The organism is Prevotella sp. S7-1-8 (assembly GCF_000758925.1).
Classification (GTDB): Bacteria; Bacteroidota; Bacteroidia; order Bacteroidales; family Bacteroidaceae; genus Prevotella.
On record NZ_JRNC01000033.1, the window covers coordinates 51,511 to 75,477 of the forward strand.

Genomic DNA, 23,967 nt, shown 5'->3' on the forward strand with positions numbered 1-23,967 from the left:
AATATGGCACAACTCGATATGACAAGGATACCCCGCCACATCGCCATCATCATGGACGGCAATGGGCGTTGGGCCTCGGAGCGAGGCAGGGAGCGAAGCTTCGGCCATCAGGCTGGCGTTGACACCGTGCGCCGCATCACCTCTGAGTGTACCCGATTGGGAGTGAAATACCTCACCCTTTACACTTTCTCGACAGAGAATTGGAGCAGGCCCGAAGACGAAGTAAGCGCGCTCATGGGGCTCGTGCTAAGCTCTTTGGAAGACGAGATCTTTATGAAGAACGACGTGAGGTTCCAAGTTGTGGGTGAGATGGAGCGTTTGCCCAAGCCCGTGCAAGACAAATTGCGCGAGACAATGGAGCATACCGCCCAAAACTCCGCCATGACAATGGTGGTGGCCTTGAGCTACAGCGCGCGTTGGGAAATCACCAAGGCCGTGAGAGATATAGCCCGGTCGGTCAGGGATGGCGAAATGAATGTCGATGATATAACCGAGGATACGGTGGGCCGGTACATGGCAACCAACTTCATGCCAGACCCTGAGCTGCTCATAAGGACGGGTGGAGAGCTGAGAATCTCAAATTTCCTGCTTTGGCAAATAGCCTATTCCGAACTGTATTTTTGTGATACATTCTGGCCTGATTTTGGCGAGGAGGACTTGCGTGAGGCCATCGCCAACTATCAAAAACGGCAGAGACGCTTCGGGAAAACAGAGGCGCAGGCGGAACTCGCGAATGACAATAAATAATGAAAACAAGATTATAAAGGTATGATAGGTGCTTGCGCCAGTTACAAACGACCATCACCTGAGACCTAACACCTATATATCATGCACTATAACAAGAATAGTATACTTGCGGCTGTCATCGCTATGACTTGCTGCGCAGGCGTGAAAGCTCAAGACAAAATAGTTTTTCCCGACATCACTTACGCGGGAACGCCACGAAACGCGGTTATTGGCGGCTTTAACGTTAGCGGTATGGACGGGTACGAGGATTACATGCTCACAAGTATTTCCGGACTTACCGTTGGACAGCACATCACGTTGCCGGGCAGCGAGATAACCGAGGCGGTGAAGCGATATTGGAGGCATGGCCTGTTCTCGGACGTGCAAATCTCTGCCGACTCGTTGGTGGGCGACAAGGTTTACCTGCATATAGCCCTGAAACCAAGACCCCGGGTGTCGCAAATCAACTATATTGGCTTGAAGAAAAGCGAGCGCGAGGACATGGAAAAAAAGCTCGGAATGATCAAGGGTGGGCAGATTACCCCCAACATGATAGACCGCGCGAAAATCCTCGCCAAGAAGTATTTTGACGACAAAGGCTTTCAAAATGCGGATATAGACATACAGCAACGGGAGGATATCACGGCTAAAAATCAGGTGATACTTGACGTGATAATCGACAAAAAACAAAAGATCAAGGTCAAGAATATTATTATAGAGGGTAACGAACACCTCAAGGATGCCAAAATAAAAGGAGGGCTCTTCGCCAAGGGCGTGTTCTCAAAGACCCACGAGGCGGGCAAACTGTCATCATTCTTGAAAACGAAAAAGTTTACCCCGGAGCGTTGGAAGGAGGACAAGGAAAAACTTATCAGCAAATATTACGAGTTGGGTTATCGCGATGCCGTTATCTTGAAAGACAGCGTGTGGAACGCCGACGACCGGCATGTAAACGTTTATGTGAAAGTGGATGAGGGGCAGCGATACTACATTCGTAACATACACTGGGTGGGAAACACGGTGTACAACTCTAATTTCCTGAACGATGTGCTGCGCATGAGGGCCGGCGACGTGTACAATCAGAAGTTCTTGAACAAGCGCGTTAACGAGGATGATGATGCCGTGCACAACCTATACTATAATAATGGATACGTGTTTTCCAATGTGCAACCTACCGAGGTGAATATCGTGGGCGACTCCATCGACCTCGAGATGCGTATCGTAGAGGGGCCTCAGGCACACTTGAGCCACGTGCGAATAAATGGCAATGACCGCCTGTATGAAAACGTGGTGCGCCGTGAGTTGCACACCAAGCCAGGCGATTTGTTCTCGAGAGAAGCCCTCATGAGGTCTGCTCGAGAGCTGGCTTCCATGGGGCATTTTGACCCGGAAAAGGTCTCGCCCGACGTGGTTCCAAATATAGAGAACGGCACTGTGGACGTAAACTGGAACCTTGTGCCGAAGTCTAACGACCAAGTGGAGTTCTCCTTGGGTTGGGGACAGACTGGCGTCATTGGGCGAGTGGGCCTCACACTGAACAACTTCTCCATGGCCAACCTCTTCAACAAGAACAAGGAGCATCGCGGCATCTTGCCTATTGGCGACGGCGAAAAGCTGTCTCTTGGTGTTCAAACCAATGGTACGTACTATCAAAGCTATAACGCCGGCTACTCCACCAACTGGTTTGGCGGTAAACGACCAATCCAATTGTCCCTCGGAGTGTACTATTCCAAGATGACTGACATATCGAGCAATTTCTACAATCAGGCTTGGAACAACAGCTATTACTCTTACATGATGGGCAGTAGTAGCTATGGTTACAACTATACCAACTATGAGAACTATTACGACCCGGATAAATACTTAAAACTCTTCGGCGCCAATTTGGGGTGGGGAAAACGCTTGAGATGGCCCGATGACTATTTCATGCTCTCGCTTCAATTGTCTTTCACTCGTTACATGCTGAAGAATTGGAAGTATTTTATGATGTCTACGGGAAGCTCCAACAGTCTTAATTTGAGTATCTCGCTGAACCGGTCGTCTACCGACAACCAACTGTTCCCGCGACGTGGGTCGGAGTTTACGGCCAGCGCTACAATAACGCCGCCATGGTCAAAGTGGGACAACAAAGACTACAAGAGCCTCGCCAACAATCCCTATTCGCCTAATTTCCAAAAAGAGCAACAAGAGAAATACCGCTGGATAGAGTATCACAAGTGGAAATTCAAGGCTCGTACATTCACGGCATTGACCGCCTCGCAGAAGTGTCTGGTGCTCATGACGCGTGTCGAGTTGGGGCTTCTTGGCTCTTACAACAAGTATAAGAAGAGCCCATTCGAGACTTATTACATGGGTGGCGATGGCATGAGCGGCTACTCTTCAAGCTACGCCACAGAGACCATAGGGCTTCGTGGCTATGAGAATGGGTCGCTAACGACGGGCAACGGGGGCTATGCCTACGACCGGTTCACCCTCGAATTGCGCTATCCGCTCATGCTTGGCAATACCACGATATATGCGCTCAGCTTCCTTGAGGGTGGAAACGCGTGGACGGAAACAAACAAGTTCAACCCGTTCGACATGAAACGCTCCGCTGGAGTGGGTGTGAGAATCTTCCTCCCGATGGTCGGATTGATGGGTATTGATTGGGCATACGGTTTCGACAAAGTGTCCAGTGGCAAGATAGGTGGCAGCCAATTCCACTTCATCCTTGGCCAAGAGTTCTGACAATTCATCGGCGACACGGCGCTGTGGCACTGTCAGCTTGAGCACATCAAATGCCTGCCACCGCGCCAAGGCCGACCATAATTCATGGCGTGGGAGCATGGCGCGACGACATGTTAATAAAAAGTAAAACCAAACGCACGCGTAACTATATGGCTCGTACGCTCGTCTTGAAAGGAACATGGGCACTTTAAAACAATAGCATGATGAAAAAAACAATGAACAAAACAATATCAGGAGCGCTAGCGAAAGTATTTTTGCTCACGTTGACGCTCACCTTTGGCACCATCAAGGGCAACGCTCAGAAGTTCGCCCTCATAGACATGGAATACGTGTTAAAAAACATTCCCGCGTACGAGCGTGCCAACGAGCAGCTCAACCAAGTATCAAAGAAATGGCAGGCGGAGGTTGAGGCCCTCAACACAGAGGCTGCCACGATGTACAAAAACTATCAAAACGAGATGGTGTTTCTCTCGCAAGAGCAGAAAAAAGCCAAGCAAGAGCAGATCATGGCCAAGGAGAAGCAAGCCGCGGAACTGAAGAAAAGGTATTTCTCGCCAGAAGGAGAGCTGTTCAAAAAGCGTCAAAGCTTGATGACCCCCATACAAGAAGAGATATACAACGCGGTCAAGGAAATATCCGACCTACGTGGTTACAGCTTGGTGCTCGACCGCGCTTCCGATACCGCGATTATCTTTGGCTCGCCCAAAATAGACATATCGAACGAGGTGTTGGACAAATTGGGCTACGGCAGATGAGCCGACATTTTCAAAACAACAACAACAAAGGCGGCCGGGACAAACAGGCTGTCTCCTGCCTCAAAATAGAACAATTAACAATTAAACAATAGAAAAAGAAATGAAAAAACTTATTTTAATGTTGATGCTGATGGCACCTTTGGCTACGTTCGCGCAAAAGTTTGGCAAGGTTAATACCAATACCATCATGCAGACATTGCCTGAAATCTCAAAGATCAATGGCGAGCTTGAGGCCACGGCCAAACAGTACGAGAACGAGTTGAAGGCCATGCAAGACGAGCTGCAGCGCCAAGCCGAGGCGTATGATAAAGGCAAGAGCACGATGAACGCGACCGCCCAAAAAAACAAGGAGCAAGAGTTGCAGCAGCTCTACCAAAAGTACCAACAGACACAGGTGGACAATCAAAAAGCCCTTCAGAAGGCACAGCAAGACAAGATGCAGCCCATCATCAACAAAGTGCGCAGCGCCATCGAGAGTGTTGGCAAGGCTGGCGGTTACACCTATATCTTTGAGGACGGTGTAGCCATTTACACCGGCGCCAACGTGGAAGACGTTACCTCCAAGGTTCAGGCGGCGCTTACCAAGATGAAGTAACGCGTCGCGTTAAGCCAACCCAAGTTAAGAAGCCAAGAATGCCAATGGAGGCCACTGACGCGAGGTGGCGTCCGTTGGCATCTTGACCATTTTACTTTTTATCAATCTTATCGCTCAATCTCACAAAGTGATTATCCACTATGAAAAAACTGTTCCTATCCTTATTTTTTGTCACGGCAACTCTGTGCGCTATGGCGCAAGATATGAGCGTGGCATCCCAAACCTCGGCCGTGTCAAAACAACAGGTGCAGACTTTCCGTTTTGGGTATTTAAGCTATCAAACGGCCCTGCAATCCATGCCCGGCTACGCCTTGGCGCGTCGCAAGCTTGAAGATTTGCGCATAAAATACGATGCCGAGATGAAGCGAGTGGAGGAGGAGTTCAACAAGAAATACGAGGATTTCTTGGAGGGACAGCGAGATTTCGCGCCATCCATCCGCCAGAAACGCCAAGCCGAGTTGCAAGAGCTCATGGAAAAAAACATTGCTTTCAAGAAAGAGGCCCAGCGCCTTTTGGCAAAAGCCGAAACCGAGGCTTACGATCCTTTGAGAGAGAAACTCGCGAATGCCATTCTCGTCGTCGGCAAGGAAAAAGGCCTGGCCTTTATCCTTAACACTGACAACAACGCGGTGCCATATATCAATGTAGAGATGGGCGAGAATGTGGCGGAAGCCGTAAGCGCCGCCATGCGTTAACCCACCAAAGACGACAGCATGTTCCAAGCGTTGCCCATACAAGAAAATGGAGCCATTGGCATTTTTGATTCAGGCTATGGCGGGCTTACCATACTGAGCGGCATACGCCGCCTGTTGCCTCAGTACGACTATCTATACCTTGGTGACAATGCCCGCGCCCCATACGGTGTGCGCTCGTTTGAGGTGGTGTACGATTTCACGAGGCAAGCCGTAGAAAAACTTTTCAGAATGGGTTGCCAACTCGTCATTTTGGGATGTAACACCGCTTCGGCCAAAGCGCTGCGCTCCATTCAGCAAAACGACTTGCCCCATTGGGCGCCAGACCGTCGTGTGCTTGGCGTCATACGCCCCACGGCCGAGATCATTGGCACCATCACCCGCAACGATCACGTAGGCTTGCTTGCCACGGAGGGAACGGTGAGAAGCCATAGTTACGAACTCGAGATTGCCAAGCTGTGGCCCAATATCAAGCTCACGGGGCAGGCATGCCCCTTTTGGGTGCCTCTCGTGGAGTACAACGAGGCCTCCTCTCCCGGCGCCGACTATTTTGTAAAAAAACGCATAGACCAGCTCATGGGGCAAGACCCCGATATTGACACCATCATCCTCGGGTGCACCCACTTTCCGCTACTCATGCCCAAGATCAAGAAATTTGTGCGTCCGGACGTCCGTATCGTCTCGCAAGGCGAATACGTGGCCGAGAGCTTGAAAGACTATTTGGGCAGGCACCAGTCTTTGGAAAAACGACTAACCAAGGGGGGAGGAGCCAAATATTTCACCACGGAGAACCCGGATAAGTTCAAGGAGCGTGCCGCCATCTTCGTCAAAGAAGACGTAAGCGTGGGGCATCTTGACCTCGAATAGCTCGCGTGGGAGCGTCCCTGCGTAGCCTTGGCCCATGACACTGCCCCGAATTTCCATGTCGGGCAATCGTAAAAATGTCACATTCGACATTTCCGGCAAAACGCCTATAACCCTTTAAATACACTATATCATGCAAGAAACCAGACAAAACAAAATAGCTCGACTATTGCAAAAAGAGTTGGCGGAGATTTTCCAAAGCCAGACACGGCAGATGCGTGGCGTGTTGATCAGCGTCACGCGCGTACGCGTAAGTCCGGATCTCAGCGTTTGCACGGCCTACCTGAGCATATTCCCGTCTGAAAAATCAAAGGAGCTTTTGGAGAATATAACGGCCAACGAGAAAACCGTGCGATACGAACTTGGCAAGCGCGTGCGCAACCAGTTGCGCATCATACCGGAGCTTCGGTTCTTTATAGACGACAGCTTGGACTACATTGACCACATTGACGACCTGCTCAAAAATTCTTGACACGCTTGCCACCCACCCTTTTCCATAAAGTCTGCCAATCGTCACGCTCGCACAGGGAAGGGTTCAAGGAAAACTATGGGCAGCTTTTTGAACTATAGAACAAACATACAAACATGAGTCAGGAAAACCAGAGGGGCATCCCACGGCGCGAAGAAGTTTCTTCCGCCAACCGGCCATTTACCGTCGACCAAGGCCTTGAGCCATCCCGCCGAGGCGACAGCGGACGTGCTTTTTCTTTTTTTGTGGCACGCCGCTATTTGTTTTCCAAGAAAAAAACGCACGCCATCAATGTCATATCCCTTATTTCCGTTATTGGCGTGGCCATCGCCACTATGGCGTTGGTAGTGGTGTTGTCTGTTTTCAATGGTTTTCATGACCTTGTGGCTGGCTTCTTCACCAACTTCGACCCACAGCTCAAGGTCACGCCCGTCAAGGGCAAGGCGGTGCCTGCCGACGACCCCGTTCTAACCCAAATCAGCAAGATGCCGCAGGTGCAAGTGGCCACGCGAACCATGCAAGACATAGCCTTGGCCGTTTACCAAGACAAGCAAGCCGTGATCACCCTCAAAGGAGTGGATGACAATTTTGACGCTCTCACCCACATCAACGAGATTCTTTACGGCGATGGCGAGTTCCAGTTGCGCACAGCCAACTTGCAATTTGGTACACCGGGCATACGCTTGGCGCAGACTCTTGGCACCGGGACGTGCTGGCCCAATTTTATGAAGCTGTACGCACCCAAGCGTGACGGGCAGTTGGACCTTTCCAATCCGGATGATGGGTTTGTGGTAGACTCGCTCGTTTCGTCGGGTGTAGTGTTCGCCGTGAACCAAGGCAAGTACGACAAGAACTACATGCTCACCAGCCTTGGATTTGCTCAAAACCTGTTTGGCGCGCCCGGTATGGTTTCGGCTTTGGAGATAAGGCTCAAGCCGGGGGCTGATATCGATCAGGTGAAAGCCGAGATGCGTAGGGTGGCCGGAGATCGGTTCAAGGTGCAAGACCGTTTTGAGCAACAGGCCGACACGTTCAAGATCATGCAGATAGAAAAGCTCATGGCCTACATATTTCTCACGTTTATCCTCGTGGTGGCGTGTTTCAACATCGTGGGCTCTTTGTCCATGCTTATCATAGACAAGAAGAAAGACGTGGGCACCTTGCGCAATTTGGGGGCTACGGATAGGCAGATCAACCGTATTTTCTTGTTCGAGGGGCGTCTCATCAGTGTCATAGGCGCCATCGTGGGCATATTGCTCGGCCTGCTGATGTGCTGGTTGCAGCAAGAATATGGCTTGGTCAAGATGGGCAAGGCTGACGGCACTTTCGTTGTCAACGCCTATCCCGTGAGCGTGCATTATGTGGACGTGTTCTTCGTTTTCGTCACCGTCATAGCGGCTGGATGGCTCGCCGTGTGGTATCCGGTGAAAACATTTGCCAAGCGAAACCTTACTGTTTGAGCGCAAAAATGGCAGGTGAAAATACCTGACAAAACCTCTTTTGAGAATCGCGTGTTTGCAAATGACAGGCATCTTGGCCGCAAATACGCGATTTTTGAGCGTGTTATTTATTTCGCTGTGAATAAGGCAGATGTGCCATTCTTGCCATTTTTGCGTTCAAAAAACATTACGCGGGGTTTGCCATTGAGTATCATTCGCCTTTCGATCAGTTACCAATGGGCATGGCGTTCGCGCTTTGTCGCGCAGCCATCAAGACCTAAACGGAGCGCGATTAAGCTGTTATCGCATGGAATAAGGGGTTCGATTTAGGCAAGAGCTACATGCGGAGCTCGTAAAAATAGCTAAATACCGTCCTAAAACGCCCATGTCGCACCATGCGTTTTTAGTGACTATTGTTTTACATTTATTTTGCTTCCAAAACACTTTGGTCGTTTATGCCCATGGAATGGCACTCGCCATTTATGTCGCGAATGTAATCGCGCATCCGTTCTTTGGGGTACTCGGCCAGGTTGTGCCGCAATGAGAGAAGGCGGTCGGCGTGCTTGAGGGCAAGCTCAAGGTCGTGGGTTGAGAGCAACACAATCTTGTCGAGTTGGTTGGCCAAGCGTCTAAGCATGACCATTGTCCGCACTTTGCTTGGATAGTCAAGGTAGGCCGTGGGCTCGTCAAGGATGATGATAGGTGTTTGTTGGGCCAATGCCTTGGCAATCATTACTTTTTGTCGCTCGCCGTCACTCAGCGCGTCGAACTGCCGATTGGCGAAGTGTGCCAATTCGGTTACTTGTAGGGCCTTGTCCACGACCGTCTCGTCCGCGGTGGTTAACCGGCCGAAAAATCCAGTGTAAGGCAGTCGGCCCATGGCCACCACCTGCCGAACGGTGAGCAGCCGCGCGTCGGGGCGCTCGGTAAGCACCACGGATACCGTTCGCGCCAACTCTCCCGGCGTGAGCGTGTCAAGGTTTATGGCGTGCCCGGCGTCAGCCTTGAAGGTCACGCGCCCTGCTTTGCTGGGTTGCAAGGCGGCCATCGTACGCAGCAGCGTTGACTTGCCCACGCCGTTCGTGCCAATCAGGGCTGTGAGCTGCCCGCTTCTTATCTCAGCGGCGAGACCGCTCTTGACCACCTTGTTTTTGTAACCTATGGCGAGGTTTTCAAGCGTGATGAGGCTCATGTCGTGTTGTCAAGGCGGGCGGCTAATTGGCTGGGAAATATTTGCTTACAAACTCCCTCACAACATTGGTGTATTCTTTTTTGTGGTCGCGGTAGCTCTGCGCGTGGGCGGAGCCGGGCGCCACGTACAGCCGTTTGGCGCCAGGCTTGGCCCGGTACAGGTCGTAAACCATCGACGTTGGCACATAGGTGTCTTTGCCACCATGAATAAAGAGCATGGGCTTGTGGCATTTTCTCACTTGGTCTATGGGCGAGTTCTCGCCAAAAGACCATCCGTATTTCAGCTTGCAGAGTGTCGAGGTGGTATACATCAAAGGGAACGGCGGCAAGCCAAACTGCTCTTTTAGCTGGTAGGCGAACAAGTCCCAAGCCGAGCTGTAGCCACAATCGTCCACGAAACACCTGACCGCGGCCGGTGTCTCGTCGCCCGATAGGTTCATCGTGGTGGCTCCTCCCATGGACACGCCGTGCACCACGATGTTGGCGCGTCCGGCGCTGTCGCGAAACAGCGAGTCGGCTATGATAGCCCACCGCAACACGTCACGGCGCTCCTTCCACCCCATCTGCACGGCCTTGCCCTCACTTTTGCCGTGGGCGTGAAGGTCGGGCAGCAGCACGTTGAAGCCCAAGTCGTGATTGTACATATAGCCCAAATGGAGCATGCCCATGGCGTTGTCGGTATAGCCATGCACCACGATGGCCACGCGGTTGGTCTTCTGGCGCGCGCGCATGAAGATGGCATGGTGACGCTCGCCGGTCTGCATGGTCACGAAAGTGTCGCGCAGGGCCTTGACCCGTCGCAAAGAGTCCATCCATGGTTTTGTCTCTGGGTAGATGGCTTCCATCTGCGCGTACTTGGCCTCGTAGCTGCGCATGCCATTGCTCTCTGGCGTGAGGGCGTAAGACAACATATACACGCTGCCTGCCAAAATGACGAGGAAGAGCAGCCCAACCACGAGGGCTGCGCAACCTATGGATTTACGTTTCATGTGGAATGTTTTTTTCTAATTCTTTGTTAATGTCGTCCAATGTCATTTTCTTGGAATTTCTCATCCGGTCAAACCCCTGCCCGTACACGCCGATTGCGGCGCTTTGTGCCACGAACGCGTTGGGGTCTATATTGTCTATCAGGTCGAAAATGAAAGCCGATTCCGATTTCTTGGCGATACAAAACACCACCTTGATATTCTTTTTGGAATAGAAACCCTCGCCGTGCAACGTGGAACAGCCACGGTCGGCGAGTTTGTTGATGGCCTCGCCTATCTCCTGATAATGGTCGGATATGATGAAAAACAGCACGCTCTGGCGTTGCAAGTTGACCACGTAGTCCACGCATTGCGCTATGATGAAAAGCATAACGTAGCTGTATAGCACTTTCTCCCAATCGCGCAACACCACATAGCTCGATGTGATAATGAGCATGTCGCACAGCAAGATGACCTTGCCCAACGACACGTCGCGGTACTTGTGGACGATGGCCGCCACGACGTCGGAGCCCCCCGTGCTCCCGCCGCTGGACAATCCGAGCCCCACGCTCACACCCATGAATATGCCTCCAATCATGCAAGCCATGAACTTTTGGTCGGCCAGCAGGTGCAGGTCGGGGGGCAAAAAGATTACCAAGACCTTGGAGGCGATTGTGAAGACCACGACGGCGAAGATGGTCTTGGCGCAAAATCGCCAGCCCAATATCTTTAGCGCCACAAGGAACAACAAAAAGTTGAGGACGAAATATGTGTAGTAAACGGGTACGCCCGTACCCCAATTCACGATTTGAGCTATACCCACGATGCCCCCCATGGCAATATGGTTGGGTTGTAAAAATAGGTAAAGGCCAATGGCGCCAACAATCATGGAGAGGGCCAACACGCAATAATCTCGTATGATGTGGTAGGTGGCTTTACGCTTTCGCTGCAAGGTTTTCATAGTAAAAATTTATGCGTTTCGTAATATTGTCCGGTTGTTACAAACTGGACGCCTCGACCAGCCTGACGCCATACTTGTGTCATCTTGGTGGCTTGGTAAGTAAAAACCGTATACAAATTTACATAAATGTTTTGTATATCCATCTCTCGGAATGTCTTTTTTTGTGTAACCAAAATAATAAAAATCGTAGGTTCGCGAACTCCATACGGGTTATTTGGCTCTATGGAGAAAATGGAATAAGGAGAGGATAACATAAAGTTTGTCACCATTTGTTTGGTTCTTATGATAATTTGCGCGTGCGTGCGCCACAGGTACGAGACATGAAAAAATAGCGCATGAATATCTAAGGCGCAAGCATAAAGGCAAAAATAAGCTCCTGTCACCCCATAATCTATAATCTTTTTTGTAAATTTGCATCACACATTATAATATTATATATACAGGAAGCTATAACGATGAATATAGAAAAGCATATCTTCGACGCGGCGTGTCGAGCCATACAGCAACTCTACGGACAAGACGTGCCTGCCCAAATGGTGCAGTTACAAAAAACCAAGGCAACGTTTGAGGGACATCTCACCTTGGTGGTTTTCCCCTTGTTGAAAGTTTCTCACGCCAAACCCGAGGACACCGCGCGCCAGATAGGCGAGGTGCTCAAGCGCGACTGTGACGCTGTGCAAGATTTCAACGTGGTGAAAGGATTTCTCAACCTCGTCGTATCTCCCCAAGCGTGGGCGAGCCTGCTCAACGATATCAACGCCAATGATCGTTATGGCGAGACGCCTGTCACGGCCGACAGTAAGCTCTATATGGTGGAATACTCATCGCCAAACACCAACAAGCCCCTGCACTTGGGGCACGTGCGAAACAACCTTTTAGGTTGGAGCTTGGCGCAAATACAGCAGGCCAATGGGCGCAAAGTGGTAAAAACCAATATCGTGAACGACCGGGGCATACACATTTGCAAGTCGATGTTGGCTTGGCAAAAATGGGGAAATGGAGAGACGCCAGCCTCAACAGGTAAGAAAGGAGACCACCTTATTGGCGATTATTACGTGTCTTTCGACAAGCACTACCGTGAGGAGGTGGCCGCGCTCAAAGCCAAATACACGGCGGCCGGCATGGACGCGGAGCAAGCCGAGGCAAAGGCCAAGGTCGACGCGCCACTTATCAAAGAGGCGCATGACATGCTCGTGAAATGGGAGCAGGGCGACGAGGCGGTGCGCCGGCTGTGGAAAACCATGAACAGCTGGGTGTACGAGGGCTTTGACGAGACCTACAAGGCGCTTGGCGTGGGCTTCGACAAGATATATTACGAATCGGACACTTACTTGGTGGGTAAGCAAAAGGTGGAGGAAGGGTTGCGCAAGGGCCTGTTTGTTCGCAAGGATGACAATAGCGTATGGGCCGATCTCACCAGCGACGGACTTGACCAAAAACTCTTGTTGCGCGCCGATGGCACCAGTGTTTACATGACCCAAGACATTGGAACGGCCACATTGCGTTTCAAAGACTATCCCATTGACAAGATGATCTACGTGGTGGGCAACGAGCAGAACTACCACTTCCAAGTGCTATCCATCCTGCTTGACCGTCTCGGTTTCGCTTGGGGAAAGGACCTCGTGCACTTCTCATACGGCATGGTGGAGCTTCCAAACGGCAAGATGAAGAGCCGCGAGGGCACTGTGGTGGACGCGGACGACCTCATCGACACGATGATAGCCGACGCGCGCAAAACCAGTGACGAGCTTGGCAAGTTTGCCGACATGAGCGAAGAGGAGAAGAATGAGATAGCTCGCATAGTGGGACTGGGCGCCCTGAAATACTTCATCCTCAAGGTAGACGCACGCAAAAACATGCTGTTCAACCCCGAGGAGTCGATCGATTTCAACGGAAACACCGGCCCATTCATCCAATACACCTACGCCCGTATACGCTCCGTGCTACGCAAGGCGGAGGCCGATGGCATCGGCTTGCCTGCCACCCTACCGGAGGATACCACACTCAACGAGAAGGAAATAGCGCTTGTGCAAAAGATGGACGATTACAAGACGGCGGTGAAAGACGCTGGCGACAACTACAATCCGGCGGGTATCGCCAACTACTGTTACGAGTTGACGAAAGAGTTCAACCAGTTCTACCACGACTACAGCATACTCAACGCCGCCACGCCCAAGGAGAAAGTCACGCGTCTGGTATTGGCCAAGAACGTGGCCAAGACCATCAAAAACGGCATGTCGCTGCTTGGCATAGAGGTGCCCGAGCGCATGTAGGCAGCTCGTTCTATCTCAAACACATTGATTTGCCCATGCTTGTCAACCCTCCTGATTATCGCCAAGACACCGTGCTTCCCCTCCCCCCAGAGGTGGAAGCCAATGCTTGGGCGGTGGATGCCGCTTGCTCCGGCAACCCCGGGCCTATGGAATATCGCTGCGTGGACCTTGCCACGGGAGCCGAGGTGTTTCGTTTCGGCCCCATGCGAGGCACCAACAACATAGGCGAGTTCTTGGCCATAGTGCACGCTTTGGCACTGATGGACAAGCGCGGCATCAAGGACAAAGTGATCTATTCTGACTCATACAACGCCATTTTGTGGGTGCGAAAAAAGCAATGCAAAACCAAGTTGGAGCGCGATGCCAATACCGAGACACTCTATAACATCATCGACCGTGCGCAACATTGGCTGCGCGCTCACAACGTGCAAACTCGCATCATTAAGTGGGAAACCAAGCATTGGGGCGAGATTCCAGCCGATTTCGGCAACAAGTAATAAACCACTAATCAATAATTTCGTTCACAATATTTAACGTCAAGGCGTGAAAAATAGGGCGTTAAATATTTGGTTTATATTATAAACCTGTTTATCTTTGCAACATAAAGCATTGGGAGAGGTGATGGATCCAACCTGTTTACTCGTGGTTTACAAAATGAGAAAATAACAACAAACATTCTTTAACCACCTAAAAAGCAAAGATTATGGAAACGATGAACGAAAAATTGACTGCGGAACAAAATCTCAACCTCATCCGCAAGACCATTGAGGAAAGTCGCCTTGAAATTACTCGGGGCATGTGGCGAGGCTTGTTGCTTTGGGGCTTGAGTGTCACGGTTATCGCCCTTGTAGTGGGACACTTGTGGCAAAACACCTCAATGGGACCTCGCGCCAATGGCTTTTGGGGACTATTGGGATTGGTGGCGATTGTGGATAATCTCGTCAACAAGAACAGACCCCGATTGCCACAAACATTCGTTAGCAAGACTATCTTGCAGGTTTGGAGCAGTTTTGGCATCACTGCCAGTTGCATAGGTTTTATACTTGGCGTGTTTATGGGCTTCTGCCAAAACCTGATCATCGACACATCTTCGTGCGTCGCCCTCGGTGCCAACGCCTACATACCCATCACCGCCATCATTATCATGTCGATGGGCGTGGCTGGAATGATTACGGGCAAGGTGCTTGCCAGCAAGGCCATCACCATATGCAGCTTCATAACGGGCACTGTGGGCAGCGTGCTCGCCTTGTTTTTGATTGGTCCAATGGAGATGGTTGTGTTGGCAGCGGCATCGCTCGTAGGGTTGGTAGTGCCTGGCATTATCATCAAATTGAGGGAGGCTTAATTATGTTCAGGCCATTAGACCCATTATTGCACAGCGAGTTGCGCTTGGCTGTTATGTCCATTCTTATCGGCATCGATGAGGCCGACTTCCCTTATATCAAGGAAAAGACGGGCAGCACGGCGGGCAATCTCAGCGTGCAGATAGACAAGTTGCAGAAGGCGGGCTATATCGACGTTGAAAAAACATTTCGAGGTCGCAGGCCGTCCACCATCTGCCGGATGACGAAAAAAGGCCGCGATGCCTTTTCGGAGTATGTCGAAGCGCTTGGCAGTTACATCAAGGATGTTGCCAAGTAGTCACTACAAACGTGAAAATGGCAAGGCCATTGACCAATGGTCTTGCCGTTTTTTCTAATTTTCCAAGCCTCATCATATAGAACGTCGCTGGCAACGCGCGACCCACGTAGCGCGTCATGCCAAGATCGGAGAAACGGATGCCGTTTGCCGTTGCCTCGCCATCAACACCTATCAAACGCCCAGAAGAGAGCGGTGTGACGCATAGGATGTCTTGCCTTTGCGACTGGCTGAAATGTCATGGATGGATGAAATACACTCGAACAAGCTGCGCATAGAGTATAGGTCAACTGTAAATGCCGCGCGACACTCACTGTTGTGCGTCGTCTTTTTTAAATTCTGACATGGCATTGGTGGTTTGACCGCGCGATTTACATATCATTTTTGTGGCTAAAAATGTTTTACCTCAAATAAATTTCATATATTTGCGAAAAGAACCTAAAACTCTCAAGACTTATGATGCAGGAACTGATAGACACGCTACACACCGAGCGATGTTCGCTCGCTATTTTGCACGAGGGAAACATTCGCGCTTTCGACGGTCATGGCGTGCGCCGTCTATACAATATCATCAATGACGAGCCAGAGCTATTTTTGGATGCCAAGGTAGCCGTGAAAGCCGTTGGACGGTCAGCGGCCAGAATGATGAAAGAAGGAAACGTAGCCGAAGTTTATGCCGATGTAATATCGCAACAAGCTTATGATGTGCTGCACGACGCTGGCATAGCGGTAAGTTTCGAGAAACGAGTAGACCATGCCACCTTCTTGCGTATATGGCAGAAGTTGGGCGAATTGGAAAAAGAAGAGTTGGCTATGTGCTGAAAATGAATGCTCTTTGAGCATTATGCCACAATAAAAACTATACCGTGCGAGGGTCGACTCCCCAGTATCGCTCAGTATAGTTTTTATTGTTAGCTTGTGCGTGCGGCCATTATGCCACGCCGTGTCACCTTCTATTCAGGCAAATTTTGTTTCACGCCCATGCGCGATTCCACCACGTTCACCACGTAGTCGCCAAGTTTCTCACACTCTTGTATAATGTCCATGTACATTGTGCCCACCGCGTAGGTGTACGCGTGGTTGTTGATGTCCGTGATGTTCTCGGAACGAAGTTGATTGCGATAATTGTTTATTTCGTTTTCTATGTTGAATGAACGCGTGGCATCAAGATCTTTTTTGTAGCCGTTAAGCAATATGTTCATTTGGGTAAGGGCGTCGTCTGTCAGCTCGAACATTTGGTGCAGGTGGTCGTATTGTGCCTCGATAAAATCTTCTGAGTTGGTTCTGCATCGCTGTATGGTGCGCGCGATGTTGTTGCACGAGTCGCCTATGCTCTCAAGCTCTGATATTTGTCTGAGCATGGATCTTATCTTTCCTTTGGTGTCATCGCTAAGATGGGCAGCGCTCACTTGGTCCAAGTATTTGGCTATCTCTATCTCCATGGAGTCGGATATGTCCTCATACTTGTCTATACGGGCATATATTTTCTTAAATTTGTCCATGTCTCGCTCCATCAACAGCTCTCTTACCATGCCAAACATGCGGTGTATGCGCTCCGCGAAACTCATGATCTCTTTCTGCGCCTCCAGCACTGAGAGCTCAGGAGTTTTCATGATACCCACTTGTATGAAACGCAAGCGGAAGTCTTCTTCCTCAACATTGGCGGTGGGCTTGATGAGCCAGCACACCACCTTCTCTATTTGAGGTATGAACCAAATGAGCAAGATGGTGTTGGTAACGTTAAAGCATGTGTGGAACGCGGCAAGCACTATGGGCAGTATGGCGGCTTTCTCGTCCAATGTGTAGCTGTTGCTTCCCGGTACGTATCCCACCAAATGGCATACCATGTTGACAAAAGGGTAAAACAAGCAAAGCACCCAAATCACGCCCACCACATTGAATACCAAGTGGGCCAACGCCGCGCGGCGAGCTTGCGTGTTGGCCCCGAGGGCCGCGAGGTTGGCCGTGGCCGTGGTGCCCACGTTCTCGCCCATGACCAACGCGATACCCAAGTAGATAGGCAGCACTCCCGTGGAGCAGAGCAATATGGTGATGGCCATCACCGCGGCGGAGCTTTGCACCATGCAGGTGATGGCGGTGCCGATAAGCAAGAAGATGAAAATGGAGAGGTAACTGCTTGTGTCGAAACTGGAGAAGAAATCGATAGCCCCTTGGTTGTGGGCCAAGTCAAGCTCGTTGCCGGCCTCGCTAAGCAGCACAAGGGAGAGGAACAGAAAGGCGATACCAAACAAAAAGTCTCCCACGTACCTGCTTTTCTTGGTGTATATCAGCACGATGCCGATGAGAAACGCCGGGAAAACAGCCATCGTGAGATCCACTTTGAACCCAAGAGACATAATCCATGCCGTGAGCGTGGTGCCAATATTCGCGCCCATGATAACCGAGATGGCTTGTGCCAAGGTGAGCAATCCGGCATTGACAAACGACACGGTCATGACCGTCGTGGCTGATGACGACTGTACGGCGCAGGTGATAAACGTACCGGTGAGCATGCCGGTGAAACGGTTTGTGGTCATGGCCCCAAGGATATGTCGCAGTTGCGACCCGGCCATTTTTTGAAGGGCCTCGCTCATTACCTTCATACCGTAAATGAGAAGGGCAAGCGAACCGAGTACCTTCATAAAGATTAACAAATAGCTTTCGCCTATCATGTTGATACTATGAAATAGGTAATACAATTATATTGCAAAGTTAATAAAAAGTGTCATAACCCCTCGCTTTTATCGTTTTTATTTAACGCGAGGGTATACAATAAAGTGAATTTGATGAGACAAAGTCTCTATTTAGTGGTGTTTTAACCTTTTTATGATACAGGGCAGTTGGCCATTCATAAAAGATTGCATACCTTTGGAGAAACTAAAAGAAAAAAACGATGAGACCAAGCATACTGATACGCTGCAAAAACAATCATAAAACGATAGCGGTACCCATTGGCACCACGTTGTCCGAGGCTTTCCGCATGATGAAACTAAGCATGGACTATGGACCAATTTGCGCCAAGGTGAACAACAAAGTGGAGGGCATGCACTACCGGGTGTACCACAACAAGGATGTGGAATACTTGGACATGACATCGGGCTCGGGCTCGCGCAACTATGCGAGGACGCTGTTTTTCGTGCTGTGCAAGGCGGTTCACGATTTGTATTCGGGCAGCGAGGTGGTCATAGACATACCCGTAAGCAATGGCTATTACGTGGATTTGCAGATAGGCCGGCCCATTTCGCGGCACGATGTTGACAACATTCGCGGCCGCATGCAACAGATTATCGATGCCAAAATACCTATTGCCCGTCATCAAGTGCCCACGGAAGACGCTATCGGCATGTTTGAGAAAAAAGGGGATGAGGCCAAGGTGAAGTTGCTCAAGAGCGTTGGAAAAATCTACACCACATACTACTCCATTGACGATTACGTGGACTACTACTACGGTTCACTGCTCACCAACACTTCAATGATATACCTTTTCGGGTTGGAAAAATATTACGATGGATTGCTATTGCGCGTGCCTGACAAAAGCAATCCGGGCATATTGCCGGAAATTATACAACAAGACAAGATGTTCGAGATATTCAAAGAACACCACAGATGGCAGAAAATAATGGGGGTAAGAACAGTGGGCGATTTCAACGAGAAAGTGCAAGAGGGGCATTCCACCGACTTGATACACGTTTCCGAGGCTCTCCAAGAAAAGAAAATAGCGCGGATCGCCGACGACATAGCGGCGCGCGAGGATGTCAAGTTGGTTTTATTGGCAGGACCATCATCATCGGGAAAGACCACCACCTGCAAACGGTTGAGCATACAATTGTTGGCCAATGGCATGAAAACGCTGCAGATATCGCTTGACGATTATTTTGTGGATCGGGAGCGCACACCGATAGACGAGAACGGCGATTACGACTATGAGAGCATCCATGCCTTGAACCTTCCGCTCATAAACGACCAGTTTAACGCCCTGTTCAATGGCGAGGAAATAGAGCTTCCTAAGTATAATTTCCAAACAGGAACAAGCGAGTCGAGTGGCAAAAAAATAAAATTGGAAGACCACCACGTGCTCATCGTGGAGGGCATACACGCCCTTAACCCGGAACTCACGGCCGCGATACCCGAAAAAATGAAGTACCGCGTCTATGTATCGGCGCTAACCACCATCCTGCTTGACGACCACAACTACATCCCGACCACCGACAACCGATTGCTCAGGCGTATTGTTCGCGACAACAAATATCGTGGAGTGAGCGCGCAAGAGACTATCAGGCGATGGCCCTCCGTACGCGCTGGCGAGAACAAATGGATTTTTCCCTATCAAGAAAACGCCGACGCCATGTTCAACTCGGCGATGATTTTCGAGCTTGCCGTCATTCGCCAGCAGGCCCAACCACTGTTGGAACTGGTGCCCGAAAACTGTGAAGAGCACGCCGAAGCCTACCGCCTGAGCAAGTTCTTGCAGTATTTCCATCCCATTCCAAACAGAGACATTCCGCCCACAAGCCTGTTGCGGGAGTTTCTTGGAGGTAGCTCTTTCAAATATTAGAGAGTGCGACAAGCTCTGGCGAGACCATCTCTCGCCAACCAGAGAGCGACCCATGCGCGAGGAGTGCTACCGAGATGTGGGCACCATACGCACGCGCCACGGCCGATAAGGAGCGTTGCGGCAACTACGCTTTTGCGGAACCTATCTCGCGCGAGATCTTTTTCATCTTTTGTCGTCGGTCCAACGACATCACGCCAGAGTGCGAGTCAACGTATGAAAATAGCTTGAAAGCCTTGTCCATTAGCATGCCACGCAACGGATTGGTCTTGTACTCAGCTTCGGCATAGAGCAGCTCGGCCAAAAAATTAAGGCGTTCCACACGTTGGTCCTCGCGCCACCGCTCCTTGCCGTAAATCATCATCTCGTCAACGGCAAGGTTTCTAAGGTCGTCGTAATTGCCCACGTATTGGCGATAAAGATCGCGTATCATGTCGTCTCGCTTGTCGTCTTGCCTCACGTGGAGCAGGCGCGCGAGCGCGGCTTGGAACTCTTCGATAAGCCGAATGAAATAATCTCGTTGTAACATATCTTTGACTTTTTAAGGTGCATGGGATAGAACGCCATGCTCGTCATACCCATTTCACGCTCTTCAAATACTGTATCCCACGCTGATATATGGATATACCACCATGCCTCTATTCACGCCATCGTTCGAAACACCCAACTCGTCAGACTGCTTTACGGCGATGCCCGGGCTGATGCCAAGACGTAGAATGACGCCGTTGGCGTGCTGATAGCGATAGCCCACGTCTATAAAACAGAAGGCGCCATCACGGTCTTCTTCCACTATACAACCATTGGCGTGGCTGATTTTGCACTTGTACCAGCCATAACTCAAGCCCACGCCCAACTCAGCGTGATGATCTTTACAACCAATTAGATAATTGACGGCTACCGGAATACTCCATCCTGTGGTTTTGTCAGGCCCAACATTGAAAAAACGACGAGAGTTCGACGTGGCGTATGCCACACCCAATCGTCCACCCCATCGTGTGTCCGCATTAAACCTTGAGTCGTAATACAGTCCTAAAGTGGTGGACGCTCCGCCCACCTCGACCATCAGTCCACCATCGGTTTGGGCTTGGCACTCAATGACACCAAGCAAAGATAGCAAGGCGCAACAAACCGTTGACTGTATAAAAAACATCACTTTCATATTTTTATTTCTTTCCCATAAGACACAATGCCCACGTGTCACGCTCTGCCATTGATAGCTCACGTTGTCGACATTAGCCCAGCCGGCAAACCAAATGCCATGGGCAGGCTTGGTGTTTCCGCGCGCGCGACGGTTGGGGGCATGCTTTTTTTGCAAAAATAAGAATAATCGGCGGCATGACAAAATGATAGCGGCACAAAGGCGCTAAAACATGACAGGGTATGAGAGTGTTTTTTTTAAATAAACACCGTCAAGACGAGACACCGGCGGCGAACATACATAAATGTCAAAAAAACTAACCAAATTTTAACACTCCGGACAAGGTCGCTACAGAGATTGGAAATCCGAAAAAACACGCCCGAATGAACTTTTCTCGCATGGTCGCTCCAATCTGAATAGGCAATTGATACCTATTCGCGCCATGTATAGGACTTAAAGGCATGACGAATCAGGTTTGGTCGCACGGCGATTAATGCCGGAACATGTCATGATTAAGGCTTAATGACAGCCTGTGGGCAGCCAATGAGGGATTTCAAAATGCTCGCTTCCTCGTAAAATATTAAAACATAGGCAGTTGTGTACTTGGCTTGTTTTTGGCGTATTTGCGACCAAGCATGCCATTGTTTGAAAATAAGCCAAGCGTAAACAGCGGCTTGTCTTATCTTTTCAAAATAGACAACCTCCGCTATCCTTGCGCCTTCCCATCACCCTTTCCGCCATGCTACGCGCGCCGTCGGGTCAAGGCGCTGTCGGGCCAAGGCGCCGTCCCAATGGCAAAATAAAATTGGACGCTATGGGAAAACCGTAACGCGGCCTGTTTTTTATCAAGAGACCGGCGGCCTGTAAAACTTCCTAAGTATCACCATAAAACAACAATTTTAAGGTCAAAAGTGAAAACATGTATAATAAATACTGTTTTTATTTTGTTATCTCCGAAAGTTACCCTAACTTTGCCACGACCAAAGATGAAACATATACAACTTGAATGCGTGTCCGGCCTATGACAGGCGTAGAAGTTACACAAACATGCATGTAAACCTATAAATTAAAAAAATACTATGGCAGATGGATTAGAGGTGAAAGAACTGGAGAGTGTCGTTGTGAGATTTTCTGGCGATTCCGGCGACGGTATGCAATTAGCCGGTAACATTTTTTCCACAATTTCAGCAACAGTCGGCAACGATATTTCCACGTTTCCGGACTATCCAGCGGATATTCGCGCTCCGCAAGGCTCGCTGACAGGCGTTTCTGGATACCAAATTCATGTGGGAGAAGGCAAAGTGTACACGCCGGGAGACCAGTGCGACGTGTTGGTCGCCATGAACGCCGCCGCGCTGAAGACACAGTACAAATATCTCAAACCACAGGGAACAATTATTATCGACACCAACTCTTTTGGGCCAGACAACCTTAAAAAAGCGGAATTTAAAACCGATGACTATTTGTCGGAGATGGGCATAGACCCCGACAACGTCGTGGCATGCCCCATAACCAGCATGGTAAAATCGTGCTTGGAAGACACGGACATGGACAACAAGTCTAAGCTGAAATGTCGCAACATGTTCGCCTTGGGAGTGGTTTGCTGGCTTTTCAACCGCGACATCGACCTGTTGGCCGGGTACCTTCGCAAAAAATTTGCCAAGAAACCAGCCGTTGCCGAGGCCAACATCAAAGTGGCTAAAGCGGGATACGACTATGGCACCAACACCCACTCGTCGGTGCCCAACACCTATCGCATAGAGTCTAAACATAAAAGACCAGGCCGATACATGGACATCACCGGCAACAAGGCCACGGCATACGGCCTGATGGCCGCCGCCGAGCGCGCCGGCTTGAAACTGTTCTTGGGCTCATACCCCATCACGCCAGCCACCGACATTCTGCACGAGTTGGCCAAACACAAATCAATGGGAGTGATTACGGTGCAATGCGAAGACGAGATTAGCGGTTGCGCCAGCGCTATCGGCGCTGCTTTCGCGGGCGCCTTGGCCGCCACATCCACCTCGGGGCCGGGTATATGCCTGAAGAGCGAGGCCATGAACTTGGCCGTGATCGACGAGTTGCCATTGGTGGTGATAGACGTACAGCGCGGTGGCCCATCGACTGGCATGCCCACAAAGAGTGAGCAAACCGATTTGTTGCAGGTGCTATATGGCCGTAACGGCGAGAGCCCGATGCCCATTATAGCCCCAATCAGTCCGACCGACTGTTTTGAGGCCGCCTACATGGCCGCCAAGATAGCCCTTGAACACCTCACGCCCGTGGTGCTGTTGTCCGACGCTTACGTGGCAAATGGCTCGGGAGCGTGGCGCCTGCCACAAATGAGCGAGCTGCCGGAGATTAATCCGCACTATGCGACAAAAAGTCAAAAATACAAATACACACCTTATCATCGCGACCCTGAAAACTTCGTGCGCTATTGGGCTATACCCGGGACAGAAGGCTACACGCATATCCTCGGCGGACTGGAAAAGGATGGGGCTACGGGCGCCATATCCACGGAACCGACCAACCACGACAAGATGGTACGCCTGCGATACAACAAGATTTCAAGTATCAAAGTGCCTGACCTGAAGATTGAGGGCGACAAGGACGACGCGGAACTGCTCATTGTGGGCTTCGGCTCCACCTATGGGCATTTGCACTCGGCTATGGTGGCACTGCAAAAGAAAGGGCACAAGGTGGCGTTGGCCCACTTCAGGTATGTCAACCCATTGCCTAAAAACACGGCCGAGGAACTGAGCAAATATGAAAAGGTGGTGGTGGCGGAGCAAAATCTCGGCCAGTTGGCTGCCTTGCTGCGTATCAGGATAAACGAATTCTCGCCTTATCAATATAATAAGGTGATGGGACAGCCTTTCGTAGTGAATGAATTGGTAAAATCTTTTGAGGCGCTTATCACCAACGAAGACTCCAACAAGGTGAGCCTCGACTTTGAGACGCGCATGCTGCAATAGACCG

The 23,967-nt window shown here is 50.4% G+C and carries 21 protein-coding genes; 15 read left to right on the forward strand and 6 right to left on the reverse strand.

From position 1 onward, the window contains the following. Positions 1-3: 3 nt before the first annotated feature. The 8 genes from HMPREF1640_RS05570 (at position 4) to HMPREF1640_RS05605 (ending at position 8,288) form a co-directional block, all read left to right on the forward strand. Positions 4-747, forward strand: a complete 744-nt coding sequence (locus HMPREF1640_RS05570) for an isoprenyl transferase (protein ID WP_036893079.1) — start codon at positions 4-6, stop codon at positions 745-747. Between the two features lie 123 nt (positions 748-870). Then, a complete protein-coding gene (locus tag HMPREF1640_RS05575; protein ID WP_231565849.1) occupies positions 871-3,453 on the forward strand; it encodes an outer membrane protein assembly factor in 2,583 nt (860 codons plus the stop codon). 215 nt (positions 3,454-3,668) lie between these two features. Continuing rightward, on the forward strand, positions 3,669-4,208 hold the full coding sequence (locus HMPREF1640_RS05580) for an OmpH family outer membrane protein (protein ID WP_036893153.1): 540 nt from the start codon (positions 3,669-3,671) through the stop codon (positions 4,206-4,208). Positions 4,209-4,308: 100 nt separating this feature from the next. Then, positions 4,309-4,803 (forward strand): OmpH family outer membrane protein, encoded by a 495-nt coding sequence (locus tag HMPREF1640_RS05585; RefSeq protein WP_036893082.1) that lies wholly within the window; start codon positions 4,309-4,311, stop codon positions 4,801-4,803. Positions 4,804-4,943: 140 nt separating this feature from the next. After that, positions 4,944-5,498, forward strand: coding sequence for an OmpH family outer membrane protein (locus tag HMPREF1640_RS05590; RefSeq protein WP_036893084.1), 555 nt, complete (start codon positions 4,944-4,946; stop codon positions 5,496-5,498). Positions 5,499-5,516: 18 nt separating this feature from the next. Beyond that, positions 5,517-6,362, forward strand: a complete 846-nt coding sequence (gene murI, locus HMPREF1640_RS05595) for a glutamate racemase (protein ID WP_036893086.1) — start codon at positions 5,517-5,519, stop codon at positions 6,360-6,362. 130 nt (positions 6,363-6,492) lie between these two features. Next, positions 6,493-6,831 carry a 30S ribosome-binding factor RbfA gene (rbfA, locus tag HMPREF1640_RS05600; protein WP_036893088.1) on the forward strand — a complete coding sequence of 113 codons (339 nt, stop codon included), beginning with the start codon at positions 6,493-6,495 and terminating at the stop codon, positions 6,829-6,831. A gap of 113 nt (positions 6,832-6,944) precedes the next feature. After that, the gene (locus tag HMPREF1640_RS05605) at positions 6,945-8,288 is read left to right on the forward strand and encodes an ABC transporter permease (protein ID WP_081935288.1); all 1,344 of its coding nucleotides are present in this window, start codon (positions 6,945-6,947) and stop codon (positions 8,286-8,288) included. Positions 8,289-8,691: 403 nt separating this feature from the next. Here HMPREF1640_RS05605 and HMPREF1640_RS05610 read toward each other — a convergent pair whose 3' ends face one another. From HMPREF1640_RS05610 to HMPREF1640_RS05620, 3 genes are read right to left on the reverse strand one after another with little or no spacing between them, the layout of a single operon-like run. Further along, entirely contained in the window at positions 8,692-9,459 is a 768-nt protein-coding gene (locus tag HMPREF1640_RS05610; RefSeq protein ID WP_052051718.1) for an ABC transporter ATP-binding protein, read from the reverse strand. Positions 9,460-9,481: 22 nt separating this feature from the next. Then, positions 9,482-10,447 (reverse strand): alpha/beta hydrolase, encoded by a 966-nt coding sequence (locus tag HMPREF1640_RS05615; protein ID WP_036893090.1) that lies wholly within the window; start codon positions 10,445-10,447, stop codon positions 9,482-9,484. Then, positions 10,437-11,384, reverse strand: a complete 948-nt coding sequence (locus HMPREF1640_RS05620) for a YitT family protein (RefSeq protein WP_036893092.1) — start codon at positions 11,382-11,384, stop codon at positions 10,437-10,439. The genes HMPREF1640_RS05615 and HMPREF1640_RS05620 overlap by 11 nt, the downstream gene beginning before the upstream one ends. 455 nt (positions 11,385-11,839) lie before the next feature. Here HMPREF1640_RS05620 and argS point away from each other — a divergent pair, with 455 nt between their 5' ends. The 5 genes from argS to HMPREF1640_RS05655 all read left to right on the forward strand — a co-directional run bounded on the left by argS (position 11,840) and on the right by HMPREF1640_RS05655 (position 16,117). Next, on the forward strand, positions 11,840-13,657 hold the full coding sequence (gene argS, locus HMPREF1640_RS05630) for an arginine--tRNA ligase (protein ID WP_036893095.1): 1,818 nt from the start codon (positions 11,840-11,842) through the stop codon (positions 13,655-13,657). Between the two features lie 35 nt (positions 13,658-13,692). After that, positions 13,693-14,154, forward strand: coding sequence for an RNase H family protein (locus HMPREF1640_RS05635; RefSeq protein WP_036893097.1), 462 nt, complete (start codon positions 13,693-13,695; stop codon positions 14,152-14,154). Between the two features lie 206 nt (positions 14,155-14,360). Continuing rightward, the gene (locus tag HMPREF1640_RS05640) at positions 14,361-15,002 is read left to right on the forward strand and encodes a hypothetical protein (RefSeq protein ID WP_036893098.1); all 642 of its coding nucleotides are present in this window, start codon (positions 14,361-14,363) and stop codon (positions 15,000-15,002) included. Positions 15,003-15,004: 2 nt separating this feature from the next. Further along, a complete protein-coding gene (locus HMPREF1640_RS05645) occupies positions 15,005-15,298 on the forward strand; it encodes a transcriptional regulator (RefSeq protein ID WP_036893099.1) in 294 nt (97 codons plus the stop codon). A gap of 453 nt (positions 15,299-15,751) precedes the next feature. Then, on the forward strand, positions 15,752-16,117 hold the full coding sequence (locus HMPREF1640_RS05655; protein ID WP_036893107.1) for a DUF1893 domain-containing protein: 366 nt from the start codon (positions 15,752-15,754) through the stop codon (positions 16,115-16,117). A gap of 131 nt (positions 16,118-16,248) precedes the next feature. On the opposite strand, the gene HMPREF1640_RS05660 is transcribed toward HMPREF1640_RS05655, so the two are convergent. Further along, complete coding sequence (locus tag HMPREF1640_RS05660; protein ID WP_231565846.1) at positions 16,249-17,937, reverse strand: Na/Pi cotransporter family protein; 1,689 nt, start codon at positions 17,935-17,937, stop codon at positions 16,249-16,251. Between the two features lie 251 nt (positions 17,938-18,188). On the opposite strand from HMPREF1640_RS05660, the gene HMPREF1640_RS05665 reads away from it, so the two are divergent. Beyond that, entirely contained in the window at positions 18,189-19,850 is a 1,662-nt protein-coding gene (locus HMPREF1640_RS05665) for a nucleoside kinase (RefSeq protein WP_036893112.1), read from the forward strand. Positions 19,851-19,974: 124 nt separating this feature from the next. Here the strand turns inward: HMPREF1640_RS05665 and HMPREF1640_RS05670 are convergent, their stop codons facing one another. Both HMPREF1640_RS05670 and HMPREF1640_RS05675 read right to left on the reverse strand, forming a co-directional pair. Then, entirely contained in the window at positions 19,975-20,376 is a 402-nt protein-coding gene (locus HMPREF1640_RS05670; protein ID WP_036893115.1) for a hypothetical protein, read from the reverse strand. Positions 20,377-20,439: 63 nt separating this feature from the next. Next, complete coding sequence (locus tag HMPREF1640_RS05675) at positions 20,440-21,006, reverse strand: hypothetical protein (RefSeq protein WP_052051722.1); 567 nt, start codon at positions 21,004-21,006, stop codon at positions 20,440-20,442. A 1,058-nt stretch (positions 21,007-22,064) separates the two neighbouring features. Here HMPREF1640_RS05675 and HMPREF1640_RS05680 point away from each other — a divergent pair. Then, the gene (locus HMPREF1640_RS05680) at positions 22,065-23,963 is read left to right on the forward strand and encodes a 2-oxoacid:acceptor oxidoreductase subunit alpha (RefSeq protein ID WP_036893118.1); all 1,899 of its coding nucleotides are present in this window, start codon (positions 22,065-22,067) and stop codon (positions 23,961-23,963) included. Positions 23,964-23,967: the final 4 nt, after the last annotated feature.

Coding starts and splice junctions, on each gene's coding strand:
- HMPREF1640_RS05640 (WP_036893098.1), top strand. CDS start 14,361: ATGGAAACGATGAACGAAAAATTGACTGCGGAACAAAATCTCAACCTC.
- HMPREF1640_RS05660 (WP_231565846.1), bottom strand. CDS start 17,937: ATGAAGGTACTCGGTTCGCTTGCCCTTCTCATTTACGGTATGAAGGTA.
- HMPREF1640_RS05655 (WP_036893107.1), top strand. CDS start 15,752: ATGATGCAGGAACTGATAGACACGCTACACACCGAGCGATGTTCGCTC.
- HMPREF1640_RS05670 (WP_036893115.1), bottom strand. CDS start 20,376: ATGTTACAACGAGATTATTTCATTCGGCTTATCGAAGAGTTCCAAGCC.
- HMPREF1640_RS05580 (WP_036893153.1), top strand. CDS start 3,669: ATGAACAAAACAATATCAGGAGCGCTAGCGAAAGTATTTTTGCTCACG.
- argS (WP_036893095.1), top strand. CDS start 11,840: ATGAATATAGAAAAGCATATCTTCGACGCGGCGTGTCGAGCCATACAG.
- rbfA (WP_036893088.1), top strand. CDS start 6,493: ATGCAAGAAACCAGACAAAACAAAATAGCTCGACTATTGCAAAAAGAG.
- HMPREF1640_RS05575 (WP_231565849.1), top strand. CDS start 871: ATGACTTGCTGCGCAGGCGTGAAAGCTCAAGACAAAATAGTTTTTCCC.
- HMPREF1640_RS05665 (WP_036893112.1), top strand. CDS start 18,189: ATGAGACCAAGCATACTGATACGCTGCAAAAACAATCATAAAACGATA.
- HMPREF1640_RS05620 (WP_036893092.1), bottom strand. CDS start 11,384: ATGAAAACCTTGCAGCGAAAGCGTAAAGCCACCTACCACATCATACGA.
- HMPREF1640_RS05590 (WP_036893084.1), top strand. CDS start 4,944: ATGAAAAAACTGTTCCTATCCTTATTTTTTGTCACGGCAACTCTGTGC.
- HMPREF1640_RS05605 (WP_081935288.1), top strand. CDS start 6,945: ATGAGTCAGGAAAACCAGAGGGGCATCCCACGGCGCGAAGAAGTTTCT.
- HMPREF1640_RS05645 (WP_036893099.1), top strand. CDS start 15,005: ATGTTCAGGCCATTAGACCCATTATTGCACAGCGAGTTGCGCTTGGCT.
- HMPREF1640_RS05570 (WP_036893079.1), top strand. CDS start 4: ATGGCACAACTCGATATGACAAGGATACCCCGCCACATCGCCATCATC.
- HMPREF1640_RS05585 (WP_036893082.1), top strand. CDS start 4,309: ATGAAAAAACTTATTTTAATGTTGATGCTGATGGCACCTTTGGCTACG.
- murI (WP_036893086.1), top strand. CDS start 5,517: ATGTTCCAAGCGTTGCCCATACAAGAAAATGGAGCCATTGGCATTTTT.
- HMPREF1640_RS05610 (WP_052051718.1), bottom strand. CDS start 9,459: ATGAGCCTCATCACGCTTGAAAACCTCGCCATAGGTTACAAAAACAAG.
- HMPREF1640_RS05635 (WP_036893097.1), top strand. CDS start 13,693: ATGCTTGTCAACCCTCCTGATTATCGCCAAGACACCGTGCTTCCCCTC.
- HMPREF1640_RS05675 (WP_052051722.1), bottom strand. CDS start 21,006: ATGAAAGTGATGTTTTTTATACAGTCAACGGTTTGTTGCGCCTTGCTA.
- HMPREF1640_RS05615 (WP_036893090.1), bottom strand. CDS start 10,447: ATGAAACGTAAATCCATAGGTTGCGCAGCCCTCGTGGTTGGGCTGCTC.
- HMPREF1640_RS05680 (WP_036893118.1), top strand. CDS start 22,065: ATGGCAGATGGATTAGAGGTGAAAGAACTGGAGAGTGTCGTTGTGAGA.